Source organism: Ferrimonas lipolytica (genome assembly GCF_012295575.1).
In the GTDB taxonomy this organism is placed as follows: Bacteria; Pseudomonadota; Gammaproteobacteria; order Enterobacterales; family Shewanellaceae; genus Ferrimonas; species Ferrimonas lipolytica.
The window spans coordinates 2,442,147-2,464,884 of sequence record NZ_CP051180.1 but is presented as its reverse complement, the minus strand read 5'-3'; the positions used below and the strand labels follow the sequence as shown (position 1 = coordinate 2,464,884).

Genomic DNA, 22,738 nt, shown 5'->3' with positions numbered 1-22,738 from the left:
CCTCGGGGGCTTTCAGTGCGGCGGGCATTCTAACGGGCGCCCGACCCTGATGCAAATGTAGACAACACGCAAGTGTATATGGTGTGGCAACATTGTATCGAAATGAACACATCGCCAACTGAATTAGATTGAAAAATCGGCTGAGTACCAATTAAGTGTTGTTCTTTCTAATGCTGCTAAAGCACCTCAATTGGTACAGCCGAAGGCTTGAGATAAACCTCAACACGTCGCCACCGTGCCATAGTCCCCTAAAAGCACCGAAATCGGTGAAGCCGAAGGCTTAAGATAAACTTCAACACTTAACTGTGACACAGTCCCAAAATACCCAGAGCGAATGGCCCTGGCCAATTTAACTAATGTGGTTTTATTATCGTCGTTATTTTTCAAATGAAGTGGAAATCACTGCCATTTTTTGATTGTGATGCTTTTACTCAGTTTGATGCGGTTAAGTACTAGACCTAGCGTAGAATGTATACAATTATGTAGCAGAATATGTCTCATATATAGACACATATCGTACTCATGGAACGAGGAAGTTGGATTAATGGCATCTGAGCGTGCACTGTTAGTACAATTGGTCAATAAGATAAATAGTGGTCGTATTGTGTTACCCACGCTGCCTGAAGTCGCAATTGCAGTGCGTGAGCTGTCCCAGCAAGATGACAGCACTTTGTCTGATCTTGCCAATGAGATAAGTAAAGATCCCGGTCTCGCCGCGACTTTAATCAGCCTTGCCAACTCTGCAGCCTTTGGCGGTTTGGTTAAAACCAATAGCGTGATTGGCGCAGTAACCCGGCTAGGCCTAGAAAAGAGCCGCGACTTAGCCTCTGCATCAGCGATGCATCAGCTGTTTTATTCTGAGCAGAATATGACTTGGGATAAGCTGGAAGAGCTGCGCCTTGCCAATATTGACGTAGCTAGCTGCGCCTTGGCGATTTTAGCCAGTGAACATCAACTTGGTCGTTTAGCTAATCTTTCAGCTGATGTGTTGCTGTTGGCATGTCAGGTGCATAACATCGGTGCGTTGCCATTAGTGGATCAAGCCGAAAAACACCCCCATCTGTTTAACGATAAAGCGCAGTTAGACCGTATTATTGAGCTGTTGCAAGCCCCTTTAGGCAAAACCGTCCTCAATCAGTGGCACTTTCCTGCGGAGTTGGTTGAATCCACACGCTATTGGGCCGACTTAAGCTATCAAACCCCAGAGCCAAGTTATCTCGATTTGGTTCGGTTGGCTGCACTCTACACTGGGCATATGCGCTTGACCGATTCATTGTCATCGGTATTGGATATGTTTATCCGCAAAGGGGTGTTATCAAGTGTTGACTTGTTTGGGATGGAGACCTATTTCCTCACTTATAATGAGGTACAACAGAGTTTTCATAGCTCTGCTGTACCGGCAAACTAACGACTTATTGGCGCGCTAAGCGAGAGTTGGCAGGGATGCTCTCAAAGTCGCTGCGAAATGGATTAATGTCTAAACCGCCACGACGGGTATAACGCGCGTATACAGTCAGCTTGTCACAGCCACAGAAACGCTTCAGATCCATAAATATCCGCTCCACACACTGCTCGTGAAACTCATTGTGCTGGCGGAAACTGATCAGGTAACGCAACAATGACTCCCGCTCAATTTGCTTGCCGCTATAGCGGATTTGGACACTGCCCCAATCCGGTTGTGAGGTGATCAAACAATTTGATTTGAGCAGATCTGACCGTAAGATTTCAGAAACGTAATCACCACTGGCAGCATTGGCCAGATAGTCTGGATTGAATTGATAGTCGTTTACTTCAATATCAAGCTCATCAATCAACTCACCATCCAACTCAACCAGCGGTTGGCTGGCAAACTGTTGTGGTAACACAATCTCGACGGTTACCTCACCATCGGCACAGTGGCTTAGGTCTGTAGTTAACATCTGCTGCAGCGTTGGAACCGAATCGATTTTGGTTTGATTGAAACTGTTTAGATACAGTTTGAATGATTTTGACTCAACCAGATTAGCGCTGTTGGCATTTAGGCTAAAGTGAGCGATGGCCACCATTGGTTTGCCTTTGCTGTTGAGCCACGACAACTCAAACCCTGTCCACATATCGGCACCAGTAAACGGCAGTGTGTCGCTAAGCCCTAACGCATCACGGTTTAATGCCCGCGGCACCGCTTGCAGTAGTGACGGGTCGTACTGATCTTGATACTGGGTTTGATGGCCTAAGGTGAGATTTTTGAGCGCGTCGGCGCCATGGTATGGGTCGTGATGTGACATTTGGCATTCATTTTCTGGCAAACTAATGGGCTAAGTTTATCAAACTCTTTTCGAATATGTCTGACACTCATTTAGCTCAATTTATTGCTCGCACTGAAGCCGCCTGGAAACAGAGCTATCAGCACCTACCTCTTGCACAACATAACGACGAGGGTCCAGCACTGCAGAGCGTTGATGAGCAAGGTCGTGGTTACTGGTTGGCACAACCAATGTCTGGTAAGCCTTTGTTTGATAACGTTGCCGCGGCACTTGAGCTGGAATTACATGGTGATTTAGAACGCTTCTATGGCCAATTTTATGCCGGATCATTGCTATTTGATGCTGACTTTGGTTCCGGCGAATTACTGCAGATCTGGAGCGATGATGATCTGCAACGCTTGCAGCAGAATCTGATTGGTCATCTGTTGATGAAGCAAAAGTTGAAACAACATCCAACCCTATTTATCGGGTTATTGGGGCAGGGTGAGCAGATGATCGTGTTGGATAATTGCGATGGTTCGGTTTGGTTGGAAGTACCTGGCGAGTTGCCAAGTAAGCGCTTAGCAGACGATATCGATCAGCTTATGCAGCAGTTGTCGCCGCGATTGATGATCCCTGAAGCGGCAGTAGCTGAAGCAGCCCAAGAGGAGGTTCCTCAAGGGCTGTGGGCACGAATGGCAGCGATGTTAAAACACCTGCTACCGAAACGATACTAGAAAAAACCTAACGGATTAGGGTCATAACTGACCAGCAAATTCTTGGTCTGTTGGTAGTTGCCGAGTGCCTTGAGGTGGGTTTCTCGGCCCATTCCTGATTTTTTGTAACCACCAAATGCGGCGTGAGCGGGGTAGAGGTGGTAACAGTTAACCCACACGCGTCCTGCTTGGATCCCGCGCCCCATTCGATATGCCCGATTTTGATCGCGAGTCCATACCCCAGCACCAAGGCCGTAAGTGGTGTCGTTGGCGATGGCTAAGGCTTCCGCTTCATCCTTAAAGGTGGTGATGCCGAGAGTTGGGCCAAAGATCTCTTCTTGGAATACGCGCATGTCATTGCTGCCCTTAAGTAGGGTTGGCTGGACGTAGAATCCGTTGGCAAGACTAGCTGGCATCTGGGTTTTATCGCCGCCGAGTAAGAACTGAGCTCCATCTTGTTTGGCTACCTCCATATACGACATGATGCGGTCGTACTGCTCTTGCGATACCTGAGCACCTACTTGGGTATCGGTATCTAAGGGATTGCCTTGTTTTATCAGCTGTGCCCGCTCAATGATCTTCTCGATAAATTGTGGATAGATTGATTCCTCAACCAATGCCCGAGACGGACAGGTGCAAACCTCCCCTTGGTTAAAGAAGCCAAGTAGCAGGCCTTCGAGGCACTTGTCGAAGAAGGCGTCCGGTTGATCCATGATATCGGCAAAGTAGACGTTCGGTGACTTGCCGCCGAGTTCGAGAGTTACCGGAATCAACGACTCTGCGCCGCAACGCATAATGTGCTGACCAATTTCTGTCGAGCCCGTAAAGGCTAACTTATTGATGCGAGTAGAGCTGGCGAGTGCCTGCCCTGCTTCATCACCCATGCCATTGACGATGTTGACCACACCGGCAGGGATAAGATCACCGATGAGCTCCATCAGTATCAATATCGACACCGGAGTTTGCTCCGCGGGCTTTAAGACCACGGAACAGCCTGCAGCCAACGCCGGTGCCAATTTCCAGGTTGCCATTAAGATGGGAAAGTTCCAGGGGATGATCTGGCCGACAACGCCAATAGGCTCATGAAAGTGATAAGCGGTTGTGTGTTGATCAAGTTGACCAATGCTGCCCTCTTGAGCGCGAATTACCCCAGCGAAGTAGCGGAAGTGATCGATGCAAAGTGGAAGATCGGCGTTCAGGGTTTCGCGAATAGCCTTACCATTTTCCCAGGTTTCCACATAGGCCAGCTGTTCAAGGTTCTGCTCAATTCGGTCGGCAATTTTAAGTAGCATATTGCTGCGATCAGCAACGGCTGAGTTTGCCCACTGCGCTTGAGCGGCGTGAGCAGCGTCGAGAGCTAAGTTGATGTCGTCGCCATCGGAGCGTGGGATCTGGCAGATTATTGAGCCATCAACCGGGGAGGGGTTGTCGAAGTAGTTGCCGTTAACCGGTTCTTTCCACTCGCCACCAATGTAGTTGTGATAACGTTTTTTGAAGTTGAAAAGCGCGTCGCTTGTGCCGGGTTTGGAGTAGATCATGAGCATCCTCCTTGGATAGCGGTTCACCATGAACCTGCTCAGGTACTACTCCAGTCTTGGTTCGTTCTTGGTAAAAGCCCATACGACTTTGGTCTAGCGGGTTACTCAGTTGGACAACACATCCCAAGAGATATTAGAGACGATACGGCAGTTATCGCATTTAAAGTAGAACAGGTCGTGCAGCGGCTCGTCTAGCAACCAGTCTGAGCTGCCACAGCGAGGACAAGGGCGAGCATGCTCGGTGGCGAGCGACTCACCGCCTACTCGATACAGGTAGTAATAGGTTGGAATCTTGGTTTGATATTCGATGCGGCCGCGCAGATCCCAGCCGCGGCGGAATAGGGTGCTGTTAACATCGGCAATCTCATTTAAGGCAGCAAATTCAACAGCTCCGCTGCCTGCCATCTGCAGTTCATCGCAGGCTTGCCACTCGGTTTGCCACTTAACGACCGACTTATGATCTCCATTAAATGTCGCAGGGAGGCGGTAGAGTGGTACCGGCAATAAGGTATTGCCGTCTCGAAGTGGCGAGCATGAGTGAACATAGGTGGTGTAGAGTACCTGCCACTGTTGTGGTAGCTCATCGGCACTTTGTTCAGAGTTGATGTCGCGGCCAAGCATTTTTACTCGCGGCTGCAGCAGTTTCGCTTCACTGAGCTCATCCACCTTGCGCTTGACCCATGCGGATGCAAAGCCGTGATGGAGACTGGTTTCTTCGGGGCACATCGCTCTTAGGCTAAATTCAGCGCCGTTTTGTACTAACGGAAACTCTCGGCCCAATAGTTGCCCGTTGTGGCGCCATGCCTCCATTAAACCATTGATCGCCCGTTCAACGGCAGTAATGGTGGTATCGGCATAACATTCAAAACGGATTTCTACGAGGTACATGAGGGAGCTCCAAATTCGGGGGCGTTAGTATACCTACGAGCTTTAGCAGCGCCAAACAAACTCATTGAGATTGGGTGAGTTTGGCCACTGTTGCTGTGAGTTGATCGATCTGTTGCTGCATCTGTTTCATCTGCCGTTGCAGATCAGCGAGTGAAACGTCGTGGTTTGCCGCCTGAGTGGTGGTTACGGTGATGGCATCGGGGTTGGTTTTGTATTGTTTGATGGCATCAATCAGTACTGGTAAAGGAAAGCCGCGTCCTACTTTGCTTTTTAATAGAGCGACAGTGGGCTGTTTTCCTATCGCAGACAGTTGCTGTAGCGCGGCGAGAATAGTGGCGTCCATGGAACCTCAACAAGAGAGCATTTTGACCAATAGTTTGCACTATTCACCAAAATTCTTCTAAGAATTTAAATTAAGTTTATGAAAAATAACACTTTGCATTTATGGCACGGTATTCGCTTAACATTATTCATACATCACTGAAAGGGTAAGTAATATGCGTACAAACAATGGATTGGGTTTAGTGTTAGCGACCACAGCGGCGCTGATGTTGAGTGGCTGCGTGATTGCAGTAAATGACGGTGATGGCGATTTTGATTGGAGTAGCAGTGAACGTGAAAATCGAAGCCAATTGGAGAAGTTAACCGTTGGTATGAGTACTGAAACGGTGTTGGCATTAATGGGGACTGCAGATTTTAACGAGCTTTATCAAGAAGATGGCCAAGCCGTTCAAGTGCTGTATTTCCGCACTCATCATCGTCATAGCGACGGTGATACCACCAAAGATGAATGTACTCCAGTAGTGTTTAAGGATGGCAAGGTTTCTGGTTGGGGTGATATTGCGTTGCAAAGCAGCGTTAAAATCTGATTCGATTCACCTTGATAACGGGCCAAGAGGCCCGCTTTTAGGCTTTGGGCTGGTTGGCGCCAATTGGTTTTTTTTAGAAAAATTTGCAATTAGAGTGTTTTTTGAACGATGTTTGATAGTGACGATTTCACTGAGGGCATTGAGCCATGGAAGCGGCAACCTGTACCACCGAAGTTCGACAACTTACTGCCGAAGAGCTGAAGCTCGCCAATTCAGTACTGCTCAATGCTTATGTTGATGATCCATTCTTTCGTGCGGTGCTTCCTAGTGCCGAGTACGAGCAGCGCCTTAGAGCGGCATTGCGCGAGGAGCTTCAAGAGCTGTGGCAACGGCAACAACCACTGCTGGGGGTATTCTTAGGCGATAGCCTTATTGCAGTTGCCTGCCTGCTGAATGAGCACTACCCCTTAGGCTTGACTCGGTTCTGGAACTGGCGGTTAAAGATGGCATTAGGTTCTGGTTGGAAACCAGCACGGCAGTGGATGGCACGGGAAGATGCCTTGCTCGATAATTACAATTTACACAACAACTGGTTGTTGCAGTTTATTGCTGTGGCCCCCGCGTATCAGCGTAAAGGCTTTGGTGATCTGATGCTAAGAGCTATAGTGCAGCATAGTCAGCAGTGCCAAATTAACGGCATAGCAACCTTGGTATACCGTCCTGAACTAATGACGTGGTTTGGCAATCATCAATTTCGGGTTCTGGTGGAGATCAACGAAGCAGATGTTGTTGCCACTATTTGCACCTTCTCATCTACTGGTGATTGACTGGCCTTGATGTAAGACATTATCCATGATGGTGTGGGATATTTATCATTATAATTGTTGTACTAAGTATGTGGTTAAATGTTAAATCCCTTTGCTGTTAGTAGCTTAACATCTTTGCTTGTCACCAATATCTCACAAGCGATTGATGTTTAATCAAATGAGCACTTGTACTTAAATCGTAAACCTTTAAACTTTAGTTGTGTCTTGGAGGTCACAGTAATTGAAAAATTCTGACATGGAGTCGGTTTTTGACAGTTGCGATAGCTGATGAACAATCTCCACAGGGAGTGGAATTGATTAATCGCGATACTCCTCACACTTAAGGAACCCGCAAGGGGCTGGCGACAGGATAGTTGCTTTACCAGGAAGGTAAGTACCGTAGGTACAAGGAAGCTGAAGGATTCAGCCAGGGATGAAGCACGGAATTAGCAATTAACGCATGGATGGGCTAGGGATTGGCACCAATTTAAGCCGGATAGCTTAACAAGCGCTACAGGGCCGCAACGAAAGTTGCGGCCCGTTTTTATGGGCAATCCAAAATAATCGATGGATTAGCGGATCCACTTATGAATTAGAGAAACCACAAGTAGGGGGTATACGAACTCCTTACGATCTGTAAGAGATCACCCTGAACCGCGTTCGTACCTCTTAAGTGATACTTTGTAATTCATTGATTCATAAGTAATAAATTTTTATTTATGAGTTGGTAACAACTTTAATACCTTTTTTTTGATCTATTGGTGGCTTGCGAAAGCAACACGATTAGATAAGATAACCCCATCGCTGTTAAGCAGTTTCATAATGATAAAGATAGGAAGCGATATCCTACTTTTGATGATGAACTCAGGGATGAACAGGGACATCTTCAGGATGAAGAGAGGCCGATTACAGGATGTAATCGAGGTAAGGAAGCCAGTACGAAGACAGTGTTAGTCATCATGGAGTGATATGGATTATCACGATGACGCTCATCAAGGATTGATGAACAGCAGGAAGCAGGCACTAGAGTACAAGGAAGCCGACGGATACGGCTAAGGGAATATGCAGGACGCATTGTGACGCAAGGATGGGCAGGGAGCACCAATTCGACATTGGAATGTTGACGTAAAGAGTAGTACCGGAACCGCATCAGATTACTGTTGCGGTTCTTTTTTTTGGCTGTGTACCAGCTAAGTGTTGTTGTTTCCAATGCTATTAAAGCACCGGTTAGGCGAGTTTTGGTACAAGTGGAAAGCACTACCGCCGTTGTTCTTCTGCCGCATTGGAGCAGTCCAGCGAAGCGCTTTGGACTGCGACCTAAGGCAAGAGGGATTCCAAAGGGGGCGAAGCTCCCCCTAATGCATACAAGAATGTGCCGTCGCCACCGCGACATAGTCCCCTAAAAGCACCGAAACCGATGAAGCCGAAGGCTTAAGATAAACTTCAACAGCTAACTACGACACAGCCTTTTGGGGTCGCTAAAAACTGACGGTCACTCATTCACGCAGATAACGTAACAGCATTGGTCGCCATGCGGTATCCGGGCGATTTTAGATGAGAGGCTCCCGAGTCGATTGGATAGCGAGCAGTGGCGTTATCATCAATGCCACTTAGGTGGCGAGCGCTTCAATGGAATCGATCAGACTGACAGCAAACGGTTACTTGCAGCCAGTGTTACAGCCACTGCTGGTATTACAGCTTTTGGCTCCACCGCCGCCACAACCGCCCATGCTCACACGCCCCTTACTATCCGGTGCTTGCTGCCACTCTGGCTCAGGGTACAACGGCATTTTTACATCTCGCAATTTTTTGCCGCTAAACAGCATTACCGCGGTTAAGGTGTTGATACCATTAGTGCTGAATTCGATGTGGTATTCACTGTTCCAGCCTAAGCCACTGCCAGGCACCTTGCCGATCCGGGCTTTAATACGGGCAACACTCAACATCTGCAAGCGCCTTTGATTACACAAACGCCTAGCGTGGAGCTCGGCACCTTCAGATATTTGTCGTAATTGCCAAAACAGCATCCCGACAGCGGCACAGGTCATCAGCAACATTACATCGAACAGGTTTAGCATTTATTAGCCTCTAAGTGCTGACATCAGGTGGCCAATTGCCACACTCAATTGTTGTGAACGGTTAGGATCGCGTAACGCCGCAAGCACTGATGGGCGTAAGCTCGGTATTGCAACCAGATCCATATAAAGCTGATTAAATAGGTTTCCAGGGAAGCGAGCAAGTTGTTCTAACCAAGCCATCAAGTTTGCGTGATCCAGGCCATGCCACAAACGGGCAGCAATAACGATCAACGCATCTTGGCTCAGTGGTGTTGCTAGCAGCTTCGCTAACGCCGGCGTTAGTAGCTCAGGGCAACCAGCGAGGCCACGTAGGGCAGTGATCTTGGCCAATTCCTCTGATGATGCTTGTGCTCGTTGATGCCATGCGTCGTTAACGGCAGCAGGCATATCAAAATGTTCTGCCACATTGATTAGTGCCGCGGCGGGCTCTGATGGCAGCTGGGTAATCGCTTTAGCAAGCTGAGTCTGCTGGCTTTTCGGGAGGCGTGCACAGTAATCGGCTAGTCCTTGTAGACCGAGCTGTTGCCAATTCCCCCAACCTAACTGGCCGCCAAAGTAATCTTGAACTGATTGCAGGTGCACGCTTGCTGGCTGCGCCAGTGTTACCCTTACGCGAGCATTGAATACCGCCATCTTCTCTTGGCTTGGAGTGAACACAAACGGATTGCTGGCTAAACGCTGGTGTTGCTCTTTGGAGATTTCGACCGTTGGGTCTTGCCCCAGCGCTTCCACCACCAGTTGCAGAAACTGACTGCGAGCGGCGGGGTTAATTTTACCCTGCTCATCCAGTGGTAGTTTCAGAAACCAAACATAGTGCTGCTTAACCCCAGCCGGTTGCCAAAATAGTAAGCCAATCCAAGCGTGGCCTGAGCGAGGATAAGGGTAGGCAATTTCACCGTTTTCAAACTGGTGAAATTGATTAGTGTCTAACGGACTAACCCGTCGTCCCATATCAAATACTCGGAATTGGGTACCCGCTAAGGTGAGAAACTGCTCTAGTGTATTGATGCTGGTCATGGCGCTATGCTGATAATGTTTTTGCAGCATTATAGGGACGCAGAGGCCACGATGGTATGATTCTCTGCTTAGCTTTTTTCGTGGAGTCCGAAATGCACAAATCTGTGCGCTTGCGCCAACTGTTGGCGGAGCTTCAACATCAACTGCAACACCTTCAACTGTGGCAATCCACCCCACCAAGTGCAGCTGCGTTAGCGAGTACCCAACCATTTTGTATCGATACATTGGCGTTTGAGCAGTGGTTACAGTTTATTTTGCTGCCGCGCATGCACAGTTTGCTCGAATCAGAGCAAGAGCTGCCGACTAAGGTGTCGATTGCTCCGATGGCGGAAGAGGCATTTAAAGCTAATGCTGAACTGAAACCACTGATTGACACCTTGCAGCAGTTTGACACGCTACTCTCCGAAGCCGAAGCCGAAGCCGAAGCCGAAGCCGAAGCCGAAGCCGAAGCCGAAGCCGAAGCCGAAGCCGAAGCCGAAGCCGAAGCCGAAGCCGAAGCCGAAGCCTCAATTGAGGTTTTATACCAAGATGAACATATTGTTGCGGTGCATAAGCCGTCTGGCTTGTTGGTGCACCGAAGTTGGTTGGCGCGTAAAGAGACAGAGTTTGCCATGCAGAAAACACGGGATACCGTTGGCTGCCATGTATTTACTGTACATCGGCTGGATCGACCAACCTCCGGTGTGTTGTTGTTTGCCAAGTCCTCAGAGGTTGCGCGCAGCTTAAGTGAGAAGTTTGCCAATCACGAGATCCGTAAAAACTATTGGGCATTGTGTCGAGGATTTGTGGAGGAAAGCGGTGAGCTGGATTATCCGTTGAAGCTGGAACTGGACAAGATTGCAGATAAACACGTGGATAAGGATAAACCTGCGCAAGAAGCGGTCAGTCGCTATCGACCGCTCAAGCAGGGCACTATGCCGTTTCCTGTGAGTCGCTATCCTAGCGCTCGGTACACCTTGATGGAATTAGAACCAGTTACCGGACGCAAGCATCAGCTGCGTCGTCATATGGCGCATTTACGTCACCCTATAGTTGGTGACACCACCCATGGTTGCCGCCATCAAAATCAGCTATTTCGCGATCAATTTGAACTGCAACGACTGTGGCTGATCTGCAAAAGTATGAGCTTTAACCATCCCGTCACCGGCGACTGGCTTACCATCGAAACCGAAATCGAAGCTGAATGGCAGCAACCATTCGCTGCAATGGGTTGGCAATGGCCCTTTAAGGCTTAGCAAATGCTAGTGGTACTGAGGCCTTGTGTTCAGTGACAAAGTAAGTGTTGCGACGAACGCGACGTTTGGTGCCCACTTGACGGTGAATTAGGCGACGTCGTTGACTACGTTGTTGCATTTTGCCACTCCCAAAAAGGCTGATACCAATTACATCAAGATAGCTGATCATTGTTGCAAATTTCCGTCACCTCAGCCGACATTATCGAGCAACGCTGGCCAAGCTACTACTGCGTGACTCGATGACTTACTTGATGGAATACCTCCGCCCACTAACAACTGATAGTTAATGGGCCGAGTATTATTGCACCGGAATCCTGCTTCCAGTAACGTGCAAGTAAATCATGTAGCAAAAAAGTTGGAATGCTGTTGAAAATATACTTTTTGGTTGGCTCCGTCTATGGTGGAGCCGAGGATGTTGCAGAGCAATTGCAGCCAGAAATCGAAAAGGCAGGTTATGCCTTTGAATATCTTGAACAATGGGAAGAGGCCACTTTTTCGAAGTTAAACGGTTCCAATTTATTGGTGGTCACCTCGACCACTGGTTCCGGCGACCTACCTGATAATATCGCGCCGCTTTTTCAACAACTCAAGGATCGCTTCCCTTTGCTACCAGACAGTCGCTATGGGGTGATTGCCTTGGGTGACAGCAGTTATGGCGACACCTTCTGTGGTGCTGGACGGCAGTTTGACGAGCTGCTTCAGGAGCTGGGGGCGCAACGAGTTGGCGAACTCCTGCAGATTGATGCCTGCGAGACGATGGAACCCGAGATCCCTGCATTGAAATGGTTAGCCCTTTGGTTGACCAATTTGAAAGAAAATTGAGTTTATGAAAACTCTGTTGTTCCACCGAGTGCAGCGGATGGGCAAAGCCCTGATGGTGCCGGTGGCGGTGTTACCTATAGCCGGCTTATTGATCGGCTTGGGAAGCAGCCCTATCCCACACATGCCGCCGTTACTTGGCATTTTACTGTTGAATTGCGGCAAGGCGGTATTTGAGTTCTTACCGATTATGTTTGCCATCGCCGTCGCGTTAACCTTTAGCGATCAAGATGGCACTGCTGCTCTGGCAGCGGTAATCGGCTACGGCACTAAACTGGCGGCGATGGCGGCGATGGCTACCCATTATGGTTGGCAAACGCAGTCGATTTTAGGTTTTGACAGTCTCGATACCGGCGTACTTGGTGGGGTGATCATCGGCATTATGACCAGCTGGGTTTATCGCCATTTTCACCAGATCGAGCTACCAGCACTGTTTGCGTTCTTCTCCGGGCGGCGCTTCGTTCCGTTAGTGAATGTGGTCGCAGGGATGATGGTCGGTATTGTCATGGCCTTGCTATGGCCGCTGCTGCAAGCGATGCTGGATCAGTTTTCCGATTGGGCGGTTTACCAAAGCCCAATGCTGGCGTGGTGGGTCTACGGCACGGTTGAGCGTTTATTGGTGCCGCTGGGGTTCCACCATATTTGGAATCTGCCGTTTTTTTACGAGATTGGCACCTATGTCACCCTTGATGGTCAGGAGATCAATGGTGAGGTGAGCCGTTTTATCGCTGGGGATCCAAATGCAGGTTATCTGGCCGGTGGTTACCTGATTAAGATGTTTGGCTTGCCTGCAGCGGCGCTGGCGATTTGGCGCTGCTCGGATCCTAAACTGCGGTCGCAGACCGGCAGCATTATGTTATCGGCGGCATTAACCAGTTGGCTTACAGGGGTAACAGAACCAATTGAGTTTGCGTTTCTGTTTGTTTCGCCGGTGCTGTTTCTAGTGCATGCTGTGTTAACTGGCAGCGCTTATGTCGTTGCCATTTTCTTTGAGATTCACCACGGCACGGTGTTTTCTCAAGGCCTGCTCGACTTTATCCTCTACTACCAGCTTGCTTACAACCTGCAACCATTATTGTTGCTTGGGCCACTCTACGCGGTCATCTACTTTGTGGTGTTCCGGGCGGTTATTGTCCGCTTTAATCTGCCAACCCCAGGCCGAGGCAGTCGCCATAGCAACCTTAAACAGGACATTGAGGTTGATGCTATCTTGGCGGCGCTTGGCGGCCCGACCAACGTTAAAAACGTGGACGCTTGCTTAACCCGTCTGCGCCTAGCGCTGTATGAGCCGGCCCAACTTGACCGCGAGGCGCTGTTGGAACTGGGCGCTAAAGGGGTGCTGAATCATGGCGAAGGGGTGCAGATTGTATTGGGCTCGCAAGCTGCTTCGATCAGTGAGCAGCTGCGGCAACTGGTACGGTAGTCAGTTGGCCCAGATGCCATTGCGGCTTTGAGTTTTTACTTAAAGTTGGCACCAATGCCCCCAACCTTGGCGCGATTGGCTGTTTGGTCGCTAATAGCGCCATGACACACTGAGGCTAAATGGCGCTGGTCTGAGCAGTTATGCTGAGGTGCGCGTCTTCATGTTGAATGCAGATGCATGTTTGCTCATATGGAAGGTGTAAAACAATATGCAAGATTATAAAGCGCCGCAACGAGATACCCTGTTTGTAATGCAAGAGCTGCTGGGCTTTGAGCAGCACTATGCCGACTTAGGATTTGAAGATGCCAGCATCGATATGGTTCAGGCCATCTTCGGTGAGTCAGCCAAGTTTGCTGAGAACGTATTGGCGCCACTGGATGCAGTTGGTGATCAAGGCTGTGTCTGGGACGAAGGCACGGTAACAACCCCACCTGGCTTTAAAGAGGCTTATCAGCAATACGTAGAGGGCGGTTGGACCGGTATGGTGCACGAACCTGAACTTGGTGGACAGGGCTTACCTTACTCGTTGTCTGGGATGATGGCGGAATGGGCATCGTCGGCTAACCATGCTTGGGCGATGTACCCAGGATTGTCTCAAGGCTGCATTGAGACCGTTAAAGAGTATGCCTCTGATGAGATCAAAGGTAAGTTCTTGCCTAAATTAATCGAAGGCACCTGGACCGGTACCATGTGTTTGACTGAGCCCCATTGTGGCTCTGATTTAGGCATGCTTAAGTGTAAAGCTGAACTGAACGATGACGGCAGTTACCGTCTTAACGGCACTAAGATCTTCATCTCTGCAGGTGAGCATGATCTGTCTGACAACATCGTTCATATCGTTATCGCCCGTTTGCCAGGCGCACCAGAGGGCACCAAAGGGATCTCCCTCTTTGCTGTGCCTAAGTTCAATGTCGGTGAGCAAGGTGAAGTTACCGAACGCAACGGCGTAAGCTGCGGTTCGATTGAGCACAAAATGGGCATCAATGGTTCAGCGACTTGTGTTATTAACTTCGATAACGCCAAAGGTTTCTTGTTAGGTGAAGAGAACCGTGGCTTGAACGCCATGTTTACCTTTATGAACGTTGCGCGTATTGGTGTTGGAGTTGAAGGTGTGGCGGCGTCGGAAGCGGCGTACCAAGGTGCATTGCGTTACGCCAAAGACCGCTTGCAGTTCCGTGCTATGGATGGAGTGAAAAACCCTAATGGCCCGGCGGACCCAATCATTAACCACCCAGACGTTCGACGCATGCTATTGACGCAAAAAGCGTTTGCTGAAGGTGGACGTGCCTTAGCTCTGTACTGTATGAAGCTAGCTGACAGCACCCTATATGCTAAAGGTGAGGCGCAGCAAACTGCCGATGCCAAATTGGCATTGCTAACGCCTATCCTAAAAGCCTTTCTAACCGAAACAGCTTTGGAATCAACCAGCTACGGTATTCAAATCTACGGTGGTCATGGTTACATCAAAGAGTGGGGCATGGAGCAGCTGGCCCGTGATACTCGCATCTCCACTTTGTACGAAGGCACCACTGGCATTCAAGCGCTTGACCTACTGGGGCGTAAGGTCTTAGGTTCGAAAGGCAAGCTGTTGCAACTAGTCGGTGCAGACTTACAGAAGGTTTGTGCGGATGCGAAATCCAACCCGAATTTGGCTGGCTATGCGGCCCAACTCGAGAAACACTTAGGTGAGTTGCAACAAATGACCATGGCGATCGGTGACAAGGCGGCGACAAATCCATTGGAAGTTGGTGCGGCTTCGGTCGACTACCTGATGTACAGCGGTTACGTTGTGGTTGGCCACTTCTGGTTGCAGATTGCGCAGGTGGCACAGCAGAAGCTGGATGAAGGTACTGATGAAGTTGATTTCTATCAAGCTAAGTTACATACCGCACGCTTCTACTTTGAACGCCTGCTACCACGTACTCGCGGTCACAAGCTGGGGATCCTTGCCGGTGCTGATAACTTGATGGCGATGCCAGTTGAGCAGTTCTGAGTTTATTGAAACCAAGTAAAAATAGAGCATAAAAAATGGCGAGCCGATTGGCTCGCCATTTTTGTGTCTTTGAGCGCTACAGCAGAAGGTTACGCTTCAGCTTCCGCTAAACGCAGCAGTTCGTTAATACCAACCTTAGAACGGGTCTTGGCATCTACTTTCTTAACGATAACTGCAGCGTATAGGCTGTAGGTACCGCACTTTGACGGCAGGCTACCAGACACAACCACTGAGCCCGCAGGCACGCGACCGTAGGTGATTTCGCCGGTTTCACGATCGAAGATACGAGTTGACTGACCGATGAATACGCCCATTGAGATTACTGAGCCCTCTTCAACAATAACGCCTTCAACGACTTCAGAGCGAGCGCCGACGAAACAGTTATCTTCAATGATGGTCGGGCTGGCTTGTAGCGGCTCCAATACGCCACCAATACCAACGCCGCCAGATAGGTGTACGTTCTTGCCAATCTGAGCACAAGAGCCAACGGTCGCCCATGTATCAACCATGGTGCCTGAATCAACGTAAGCGCCAATGTTGACGTAAGAAGGCATCAATACAGTGTTTGACGCAATAAAGGCACCTTGGCGTACGGTTGCTGGTGGCACGACGCGCATCCCTTCTTTTTGGAAGCGAGCTTCGTCGTAGTCAGCAAACTTAAGCGGTACCTTATCGTAGTATTTGGTGTCTGCGCCTTCGATAACTTGGTTATCAAACAGACGGAATGACAGCAGTACTGCTTTTTTGAGCCACTCGTTGACGATCCACTGGCCATCCTGTTTCTCGGCCACACGGGCTTCACCGCTGTCCAACATCGCTAGTGCACGTTTTACGTCTGCAGCCAGTTCAGCCGGGGCAGTGGCTGGGGTGATCTCGGCGCGGCGTTCAAACGCTGCTTCAATGCGGTTTTGCAGTTCAGTCATCGATTACTCCTAGTTTGGGGTGTTGTCTGGATTAAGTGCCTCAGTAAGGCTTAACCGCAACTGCTCTTGCGTTGCGGTCGATAGTGCTTCGCCACACGGGGTAGATAGCTGGAAGAAATCTTCCGCTTTTTCCCCTACGGTGGTAATTTTGGCGGATTTAACCACCACATTACAGCGTTCAAATACTCGGCCGATTAATGCTAACAAGCCGGGCTGATCGAGGGTAACCAGTTCAATCATGCTGGTGTTTTTACGCTTACTGCTTAAAAACTTAACCCTGGTTTGTACCTTAAATGAACGTAACCGGCGCGGTAATTGGCGCTTGGTGTAGGTTGGGTTTTTATCTCGCTGTAACGCTTGTAGCAGACTCTTGCGAATGCTGGCTATACGAGAGGGATTTTGCACTGGAGTGCCATCGTGCTCAAGAATAATAAAGCTGTCCAGTGCAAAGCCATCTTTGGTGGTAAAGATATGTGCGTCGTGCACCACTACTCGTTTGGCATCAAGAACTGTCATTACTCGAGTAAATAGGCCTTGATGATCTTTGGCATGCACAAACAGTTCGGTGCCGCCACGGCTTGATTGCCACGACATCTCAACCACTACAGCTGGTGTAGTTTGACCTAATAGGTGTTCACTGTGCTGTTGGATCTGGCTTGGACTAAATCGTAAGAAGTAATCTGCTCGGAATCGTTGCCATAGGGTGTCGATAGCGTCGTCGCTGAAGCCCAGTTTGAGCAAACTATTACGGGCTTTGCCTTGATGCTCACGGATGCGGGCACGGGTATCCACCGGCAGGGCCATTCCGATAGTAAGTCGTTCTCGGGTCGAGTGGTACAGTTCCCGCAGCAGTGAGCCTTTCCAATTGTTCCATAGGTTGTCGTTGGTAGCGCAGATGTCAGCTACCGTAAGGCAATACAGATACGCCAATTGGTCATGGTCCTTAACAACGTTAGCGAAGGTTTCGATAACGTCAGGATCGGTAATGTCGCGTTTCTGTGCGGTAACGGACATCACTAAATGCTGTTGCACCAACCATGCTACTAAGCGGCCATCGTGTTCATTCATGTTGTGCTGCTGACAGAACTGACGTGCCTCTTCTGCGCCTAACTCGCTATGATCACCACCTCGGCCCTTACCGATGTCATGGAATATCGCAGCCAGCACCAATAAGCCCTTTTTCGGGAGTTGTTCAATTAACACGCTTCCTAGTGGGAAGATCTCTTTGTGATCAGGTTCGGAAAAGCGCTGAATAAACTGCAGCAAGCGGTGGGTGTGTTCGTCGACAGTGTAGGCATGGAATAGATCAAACTGCATCTGGCCAACGATGTCTTGCCAAGGCTTGAGGTAGGAGCCCAATATGCCGTGGCGATGCATCAAGGATAATGCCTTGACCCCCTCGCTGTGACGCAAGATGCTCATAAATAGCTTACGGTTTTGCTCATCTTCGGCTAATGGCTGTTTGAGCTTACGCCGAGCGTTACGTAACAGCCTTAAAGTAGAGGCTGAGACGGTATCTATCTCGGGCTGCTGCGCAATCGCAACAAACAGTTTGAGCAGATTATTGGGATCGGTGAATACCTCATCTCGACGGGCCTCTATATAGTGACCGCGTTGATGAAAATGCTCACAGATGACGCTTGGTGGGGGCAGGGCTTTGTCCCCAAGGGTTTGTCGAAATAGCAGCAGTAACATCTGGTTTAGTTCTCGTACCGCACGGACGGTGCGGTAAAAGCGTTTCATCATCTGCTCTACCGGCGCTAATTGAGCCCCCTCTTTATACCCCATCAAGAGGGCGACGTCCCGTTGGAAGTCAAACAGCAGTCGGTCTTCGGCACGGCCTGCAACTTGGTGCAGGGCAAAGCGGAGGCGCCAAAGGAAGTCACGGCAGGCACTGAGCTCTTCTAGCTCTTCTCGGGTGAGGTAGCCGTGACTAACCAGTTCAGTAAGGCAGGTGGCATCAAAGTGCCGCAGAGCAACCCAGGTGACAGTTTGAATATCACGCAAGCCACCGGGACATGATTTGAGGTTAGGCTCAAGATCAAATGGTGTGCTTTTACTGTGGCGGCCATTTTGCTCGTCGAACTTAGCTTTAAAGAACTGCGCTGATGGCCAAAATTGCGGATCTTTAAGCGCTGTTAATAGTTGTTGATAGAGCGGTTCATGACCGACGATACGGCGGGATTCCAGCAAGTTAGTAGCGATGGTTACATCAGCACTGGCCTGCAACATGGTTTCAGCCACCGACCGAACACTGTGGCCGATTTCGAGTTTGGCGTCCCATAGGGCAGTTAAAAACTGACTGAGACCTTGCTCTTGGGCAGAGCAGATCTCGGTATCCGTTAATATTAGTAGGTCGATGTCGGAGCGAGGGTGAAGTTCACCGCGACCATAGCCACCCACTGCTATCAGCGCCAGTGGGTAGGCGTCTAAGCCAAAATTTTGCCACAGCAGCTGCAGTTGCCGATCAACGTCGACGGCGCGACCGCCTAATAGCACCCCGATCACTTCACCTTGGTTGAACTGCTCTAACTGCTCGGCATCAAACTGCCGCTGTTGTTCACGATAGTTCTGAATGATTTGGCGATGATCCATCCTTGACCTCTTTAATCTGCGCTTAGCTGTGACTAATTACCTGTGGAAGCAGTTCCGCTTCCTCTTCACGCCAAGTCAGAACTTCACAACCGTTGTCGGTAACCAATAAGGTGTGTTCGAACTGTGCTGAAGGCTGGCCATCTTTAGTGGTGGCAGTCCAACCGTCTTTTTTGCTTACTTTACAGCGATAATCGCCGGCGTTAATCATCGGCTCGATGGTAAAGATCATGCCACTTTTCAACTTCAAGCGAGCTTTGTTGCGGTAGTGGACGATCTGCGGCTCTTCATGGAAGCCTTCGCCGATACCGTGGCCACAGAAGTCACGCACGACAGAGAAACCCTCTTTTTCAGCGATAGGCTGAATGGTGGCACCAATGTCACTTAGACAAGCTCCCGGCTTAATCTGCTTAATTGCTGCGTATAAGGATTGTTGAGTCACCTCAACTAGCTTTTTATTACGTGGGGTCGCTTGGCCGACGATAAACATCTTGGAGGTATCGCCGTGATAGCCATCTTTGATAACGGTAATATCGATGTTAACGATGTCACCCTCTTTCAATTTCTTATGGCCGGGGATGCCGTGACACACTACCTCATTAATAGAGATACAGGTCGATTTAGGAAAACCGTGGTAGTTAAGCGGTGCCGGGATCGCCTGCTGTACCTTAGTAATGTGATCATGACAGATCTGGTTAAGCTCTTCGGTGGTTACGCCTTTTTGAACATGGGGGCCGATAAGCTCTAATACTTCTGCGGCTAGTCGCCCCGCAACGCGCATTTTTTCGATCTGTTCAGGGGTCTTGATGACAATACTCATTGGTCTACTCTTAAATTCGGATTTAACCTGTCGATTTTATCGCGCACAGATTGAGCTTGGTCGCTCATTATGGTACTTTTCGCGCCGACTGTTTGCCCAGTCAATGCGAAGCACTTGTGCTGATGCTTAGACGGGGCGTAAAGACGGTCATTATATCGTTAAATTAAACTCATAAACCACACACGTGCCGACACATGATTCGGGGTGCCCCAAGTTTCGCTTAAGCGATGCTGATATGGGTCGAGTCATGGAGTACGTGGAGGCTTAACCCCATACAGAGGTAAATCATGGCTACTGTTTCCATGCGCGACATGCTTAAAGCTGGTGTACACTTCGGTCACCAGACCCGTTACTGGAACCCAAAGATGAAGCCATTCATCTTCGGCGCTCGTAACAAAGTTCATATCATCAACTTGGAGCACACTGTTCCAATGATGAACGAAGCTCTGGCTTTCATCCAGAACATCGCATCTAAGAACGGTAAAGTTCTGTTCGTTGGTACCAAGCGCGCTGCTGGTCCTGCGATCAAAGAAGCTGCTCAATCTTGTGACCAGTACTTCGTAGACAACCGTTGGTTAGGCGGCATGCTGACCAACTGGAAAACTGTTCGTCAGTCAATCAAGCGCCTGAAAGACCTGGAATCCCAGTCTCAAGACGGTACTTTTGAAAAGCTGACCAAGAAAGAAGCTCTGATGCGTACTCGCGAAATGGCTAAACTGGACAAGTCTTTGGGCGGTATCAAAGACATGGGCGGTCTGCCAGACGTAATGTTCGTAATCGGTGCTGATCACGAACACATCGCTATCAAAGAAGCTAACAACCTGGGTATCCCAGTAGTTGCTATCGTTGATACTAACACCAACCCAGATGGTGTTAACTACATCGTTCCAGGTAACGATGACGCGATCCGCGCTATCCAGCTTTACACTGGCGCAGTTGCTCAAACCGTTCGTGACGGTCGCAACCAAGACGTAGTAGTACAAGCTGAAGACGGTTTCGTAGAAGCTGAATAATTTGGTGGAAGGTTAACCCTTCCCTCAGATAACCAAGTTTTTATTGGTTAAGCGGGGGCCCTAGGGCCCCTGTTTTTTGAATCAAGACTTCTGTCTAGAGGAATATGACAATGGCAGTTACTGCAGCTCTGGTTAAAGAGCTTCGCGAGCGCACAGGCGCTGGCATGATGGATTGTAAGAAAGCTTTGGTTGCTACCGATGGTGACATCGAGCAGGCAATCGAAGATATGCGCAAATCCGGTCTGGCTAAAGCAGCTAAGAAAGCGGGTCGCGTAGCGGCTGAAGGTACTATCGTAATCAAGCAAGACAGCGGCACCGCTGTAATGCTAGAAGTAAACTGCGAAACTGATTTCGTAGCGATGGACGCTTCTTTCAACGCAATGGCGAACGGCATTGCTGATATCGCTCTGGCGAACAAGATCACCGACATTGAAGTGCTGAAAGCTGCTCCAATGAACGACTCTGACGTTGAAACCGTACGTGCTCAGCTGGTTGCTAAAATCGGCGAGAACATGACTGTACGTCGCGTACAGATCGTTGAAGGCGACAACTTGGGTGCTTACATCCACGGTCGCAAGATCGGTGTTGTTACCGTACTGAACGGCGGCGACGCTGAACTGGCTAAAGACTTGGCAATGCACGTTGCCGCTGCTTCTCCGCAGTTCGTTAAGCCAGAAGACGTATCTGAAGAGGTTGTTGCTAAAGAGCGCGAAATCCAAGTTGAGATCGCAATGAACTCTGGCAAGCCTAAAGAGATCGCTGAAAAGATGGTTGAAGGCCGTATGCGTAAGTTCACCGGTGAAGTATCACTGACCGGTCAGCCTTTCGTTAAGGATCCTTCTAAGACCGTTGGTCAACTGCTGAAAGAAAAAGGTGCTGACGTAGTAACCTTCGTTCGTTTAGAAGTTGGTGAAGGCATCGAGAAGAACGAAGTAGATTTCGCTTCTGAAGTAGCTGCTCAATTGGCTGCTGCTAAGCAATAATCTCACGTACTTTGAGATACTGAGACCGCGGTATTTACTGCGGTCTTTCTATACCATTTGTCCTAACTTATTGAATTATATCAACTACAATTCAGTGAGTTAGGACCAGTGGTATCAATTCAGGATATATATTTATGAGCACCAATCCAAAACCAGCTTTTCGTCGCATTCTGTTGAAACTGAGTGGTGAAGCACTCATGGGCGATGAAGGCTTCGGTATCGATTCAAAAGTACTTGATCGTATGGCACAAGAGATCAAAGAACTGGTTGAGTTGGGCGTCCAAGTTGGTTTGGTGATTGGCGGTGGTAACCTGTTCCGTGGCGAAGGTTTGGCGCAAGCGGGTATGAACCGCGTGGTAGGCGACCACATGGGTATGCTAGCCACGGTAATGAACGGTTTGGCGATGCGCGATGCACTGCACCGTGCCTACGTTAACGCTCGCTTGATGTCTGCTATTCCGTTAAATGGCGTATGTGACAACTACCAGTGGGCTGAAGCGATCAGCTTACTGAAGTCTGGCCGTGTGGTTATCTTCTCTGCTGGTACTGGTAACCCATTCTTCACTACCGATTCTGCAGCCTGTCTGCGCGGCGTTGAAATTGAAGCCGATATCGTTCTAAAAGCGACCAAAGTGGACGGTGTTTACACAGACGATCCAGTGAAAAACCCAGACGCAGTTAAGTATGATAAGCTCAGCTACAACGAAGTTCTGGACAAAGAATTGAAAGTGATGGATTTGTCCGCCTTCACCTTGGCGCGCGACCACAGCCTGCCAATTAAAGTTTTTAACATGAACGACGCTGGTGCTCTGCGTCGAGTAGTGATGGGTGAAGCCATCGGTACTTTGATTAACTAAGTCGTC

General features: G+C 49.3%; 20 protein-coding genes and 2 pseudogenes. 12 read left to right on the top strand and 10 right to left on the bottom strand.

From position 1 onward, the window contains the following. Window positions 1–544: 544 nt before the first annotated feature. Window positions 545–1,408, top strand: a complete 864-nt coding sequence (locus HER31_RS11270) for an HDOD domain-containing protein (RefSeq protein WP_168660670.1) — start codon at window positions 545–547, stop codon at window positions 1,406–1,408. Window positions 1,409–1,412: 4 nt separating this feature from the next. Here HER31_RS11270 and queF read toward each other — a convergent pair whose 3' ends face one another. After that, the gene (gene queF, locus HER31_RS11265) at window positions 1,413–2,264 is read right to left on the bottom strand and encodes an NADPH-dependent 7-cyano-7-deazaguanine reductase QueF (protein WP_168660669.1); all 852 of its coding nucleotides are present in this window, start codon (window positions 2,262–2,264) and stop codon (window positions 1,413–1,415) included. A gap of 56 nt (window positions 2,265–2,320) precedes the next feature. Between queF and syd the strand changes: the two genes are divergently transcribed. Further along, window positions 2,321–2,959, top strand: coding sequence for a SecY-interacting protein (syd, locus tag HER31_RS11260; RefSeq protein ID WP_168660668.1), 639 nt, complete (start codon window positions 2,321–2,323; stop codon window positions 2,957–2,959). On the opposite strand, the gene exaC is transcribed toward syd, so the two are convergent. From exaC to HER31_RS11245, 3 genes are all read right to left on the bottom strand, one after another. Beyond that, a complete protein-coding gene (exaC, locus tag HER31_RS11255) occupies window positions 2,956–4,476 on the bottom strand; it encodes an acetaldehyde dehydrogenase ExaC (RefSeq protein WP_168660667.1) in 1,521 nt (506 codons plus the stop codon). The genes syd and exaC overlap by 4 nt on opposite strands. Before the next feature lie 105 nt (window positions 4,477–4,581). Then, entirely contained in the window at window positions 4,582–5,364 is a 783-nt protein-coding gene (locus tag HER31_RS11250) for a Zn-ribbon-containing protein (protein ID WP_168660666.1), read from the bottom strand. Between the two features lie 61 nt (window positions 5,365–5,425). Continuing rightward, window positions 5,426–5,707 carry a hypothetical protein gene (locus tag HER31_RS11245; protein ID WP_168660665.1) on the bottom strand — a complete coding sequence of 94 codons (282 nt, stop codon included), beginning with the start codon at window positions 5,705–5,707 and terminating at the stop codon, window positions 5,426–5,428. A 154-nt stretch (window positions 5,708–5,861) separates the two neighbouring features. On the opposite strand from HER31_RS11245, the gene HER31_RS11240 reads away from it, so the two are divergent. After that, a complete protein-coding gene (locus tag HER31_RS11240; protein ID WP_168660664.1) occupies window positions 5,862–6,233 on the top strand; it encodes a DUF3192 domain-containing protein in 372 nt (123 codons plus the stop codon). A gap of 146 nt (window positions 6,234–6,379) precedes the next feature. Further along, window positions 6,380–7,000 (top strand): GNAT family N-acetyltransferase, encoded by a 621-nt coding sequence (locus HER31_RS11235; RefSeq protein WP_168660663.1) that lies wholly within the window; start codon window positions 6,380–6,382, stop codon window positions 6,998–7,000. 1,637 nt (window positions 7,001–8,637) lie between these two features. Here the strand turns inward: HER31_RS11235 and HER31_RS11230 are convergent. Together HER31_RS11230 and HER31_RS11225 are read right to left on the bottom strand one after the other, a co-directional pair. Then, window positions 8,638–9,057 carry a DUF3301 domain-containing protein gene (locus HER31_RS11230; RefSeq protein WP_168660662.1) on the bottom strand — a complete coding sequence of 140 codons (420 nt, stop codon included), beginning with the start codon at window positions 9,055–9,057 and terminating at the stop codon, window positions 8,638–8,640. A 3-nt stretch (window positions 9,058–9,060) separates the two neighbouring features. Further along, window positions 9,061–10,104: a DUF3549 family protein gene (locus HER31_RS11225; RefSeq protein ID WP_168660661.1), complete on the bottom strand. Its 1,044-nt coding sequence runs from the start codon at window positions 10,102–10,104 to the stop codon at window positions 9,061–9,063. 26 nt (window positions 10,105–10,130) lie between these two features. On the opposite strand from HER31_RS11225, the pseudogene HER31_RS18825 reads away from it, so the two are divergent. Further along, window positions 10,131–10,460 (top strand): annotated as a pseudogene (locus tag HER31_RS18825) (YqcC family protein); the annotation flags it as partial. 123 nt (window positions 10,461–10,583) lie between these two features. Next, window positions 10,584–11,309, top strand: a complete 726-nt coding sequence (truC, locus tag HER31_RS11220; RefSeq protein ID WP_238786939.1) for a tRNA pseudouridine(65) synthase TruC — start codon at window positions 10,584–10,586, stop codon at window positions 11,307–11,309. Here truC and HER31_RS18910 read toward each other — a convergent pair. Continuing rightward, a complete protein-coding gene (locus HER31_RS18910) occupies window positions 11,299–11,427 on the bottom strand; it encodes a hypothetical protein (RefSeq protein WP_275060699.1) in 129 nt (42 codons plus the stop codon). The two genes, truC and HER31_RS18910, sit on opposite strands and share 11 nt — an antisense overlap. A 245-nt stretch (window positions 11,428–11,672) precedes the next feature. Here HER31_RS18910 and HER31_RS11215 point away from each other — a divergent pair, with 245 nt between their 5' ends. From HER31_RS11215 to HER31_RS11205, 3 genes are all read left to right on the top strand, one after another. Beyond that, a complete protein-coding gene (locus tag HER31_RS11215; protein ID WP_168663297.1) occupies window positions 11,673–12,131 on the top strand; it encodes a flavodoxin in 459 nt (152 codons plus the stop codon). A 4-nt stretch (window positions 12,132–12,135) separates the two neighbouring features. After that, complete coding sequence (locus HER31_RS11210) at window positions 12,136–13,551, top strand: PTS transporter subunit EIIC (protein ID WP_168660660.1); 1,416 nt, start codon at window positions 12,136–12,138, stop codon at window positions 13,549–13,551. A 208-nt stretch (window positions 13,552–13,759) separates the two neighbouring features. After that, the gene (locus HER31_RS11205) at window positions 13,760–15,544 is read left to right on the top strand and encodes an acyl-CoA dehydrogenase C-terminal domain-containing protein (protein ID WP_168660659.1); all 1,785 of its coding nucleotides are present in this window, start codon (window positions 13,760–13,762) and stop codon (window positions 15,542–15,544) included. An 89-nt stretch (window positions 15,545–15,633) separates the two neighbouring features. On the opposite strand, the gene dapD is transcribed toward HER31_RS11205, so the two are convergent. The 3 genes and pseudogenes from dapD to map all read right to left on the bottom strand — a co-directional run. After that, window positions 15,634–16,467, bottom strand: a complete 834-nt coding sequence (gene dapD / locus HER31_RS11200) for a 2,3,4,5-tetrahydropyridine-2,6-dicarboxylate N-succinyltransferase (protein WP_168660658.1) — start codon at window positions 16,465–16,467, stop codon at window positions 15,634–15,636. 9 nt (window positions 16,468–16,476) lie between these two features. Then, window positions 16,477–19,062, bottom strand: a complete 2,586-nt coding sequence (gene glnD, locus HER31_RS11195; RefSeq protein ID WP_168660657.1) for a [protein-PII] uridylyltransferase — start codon at window positions 19,060–19,062, stop codon at window positions 16,477–16,479. Window positions 19,063–19,084: 22 nt separating this feature from the next. After that, window positions 19,085–19,894: pseudogene (gene map / locus HER31_RS11190) on the bottom strand (type I methionyl aminopeptidase); the annotation flags it as partial. A 272-nt stretch (window positions 19,895–20,166) separates the two neighbouring features. On the opposite strand from map, the gene rpsB reads away from it, so the two are divergent. The 3 genes from rpsB (at window position 20,167) to pyrH (ending at window position 22,732) form a co-directional block, all read left to right on the top strand. Then, window positions 20,167–20,892: a 30S ribosomal protein S2 gene (rpsB, locus tag HER31_RS11185; RefSeq protein ID WP_168660655.1), complete on the top strand. Its 726-nt coding sequence runs from the start codon at window positions 20,167–20,169 to the stop codon at window positions 20,890–20,892. Window positions 20,893–21,002: 110 nt separating this feature from the next. Then, a complete protein-coding gene (tsf, locus tag HER31_RS11180; protein ID WP_168660654.1) occupies window positions 21,003–21,875 on the top strand; it encodes a translation elongation factor Ts in 873 nt (290 codons plus the stop codon). Between the two features lie 134 nt (window positions 21,876–22,009). Continuing rightward, a complete protein-coding gene (gene pyrH, locus HER31_RS11175; protein WP_168660653.1) occupies window positions 22,010–22,732 on the top strand; it encodes a UMP kinase in 723 nt (240 codons plus the stop codon). The last annotated feature ends 6 nt before the right edge of the window (window positions 22,733–22,738 follow it).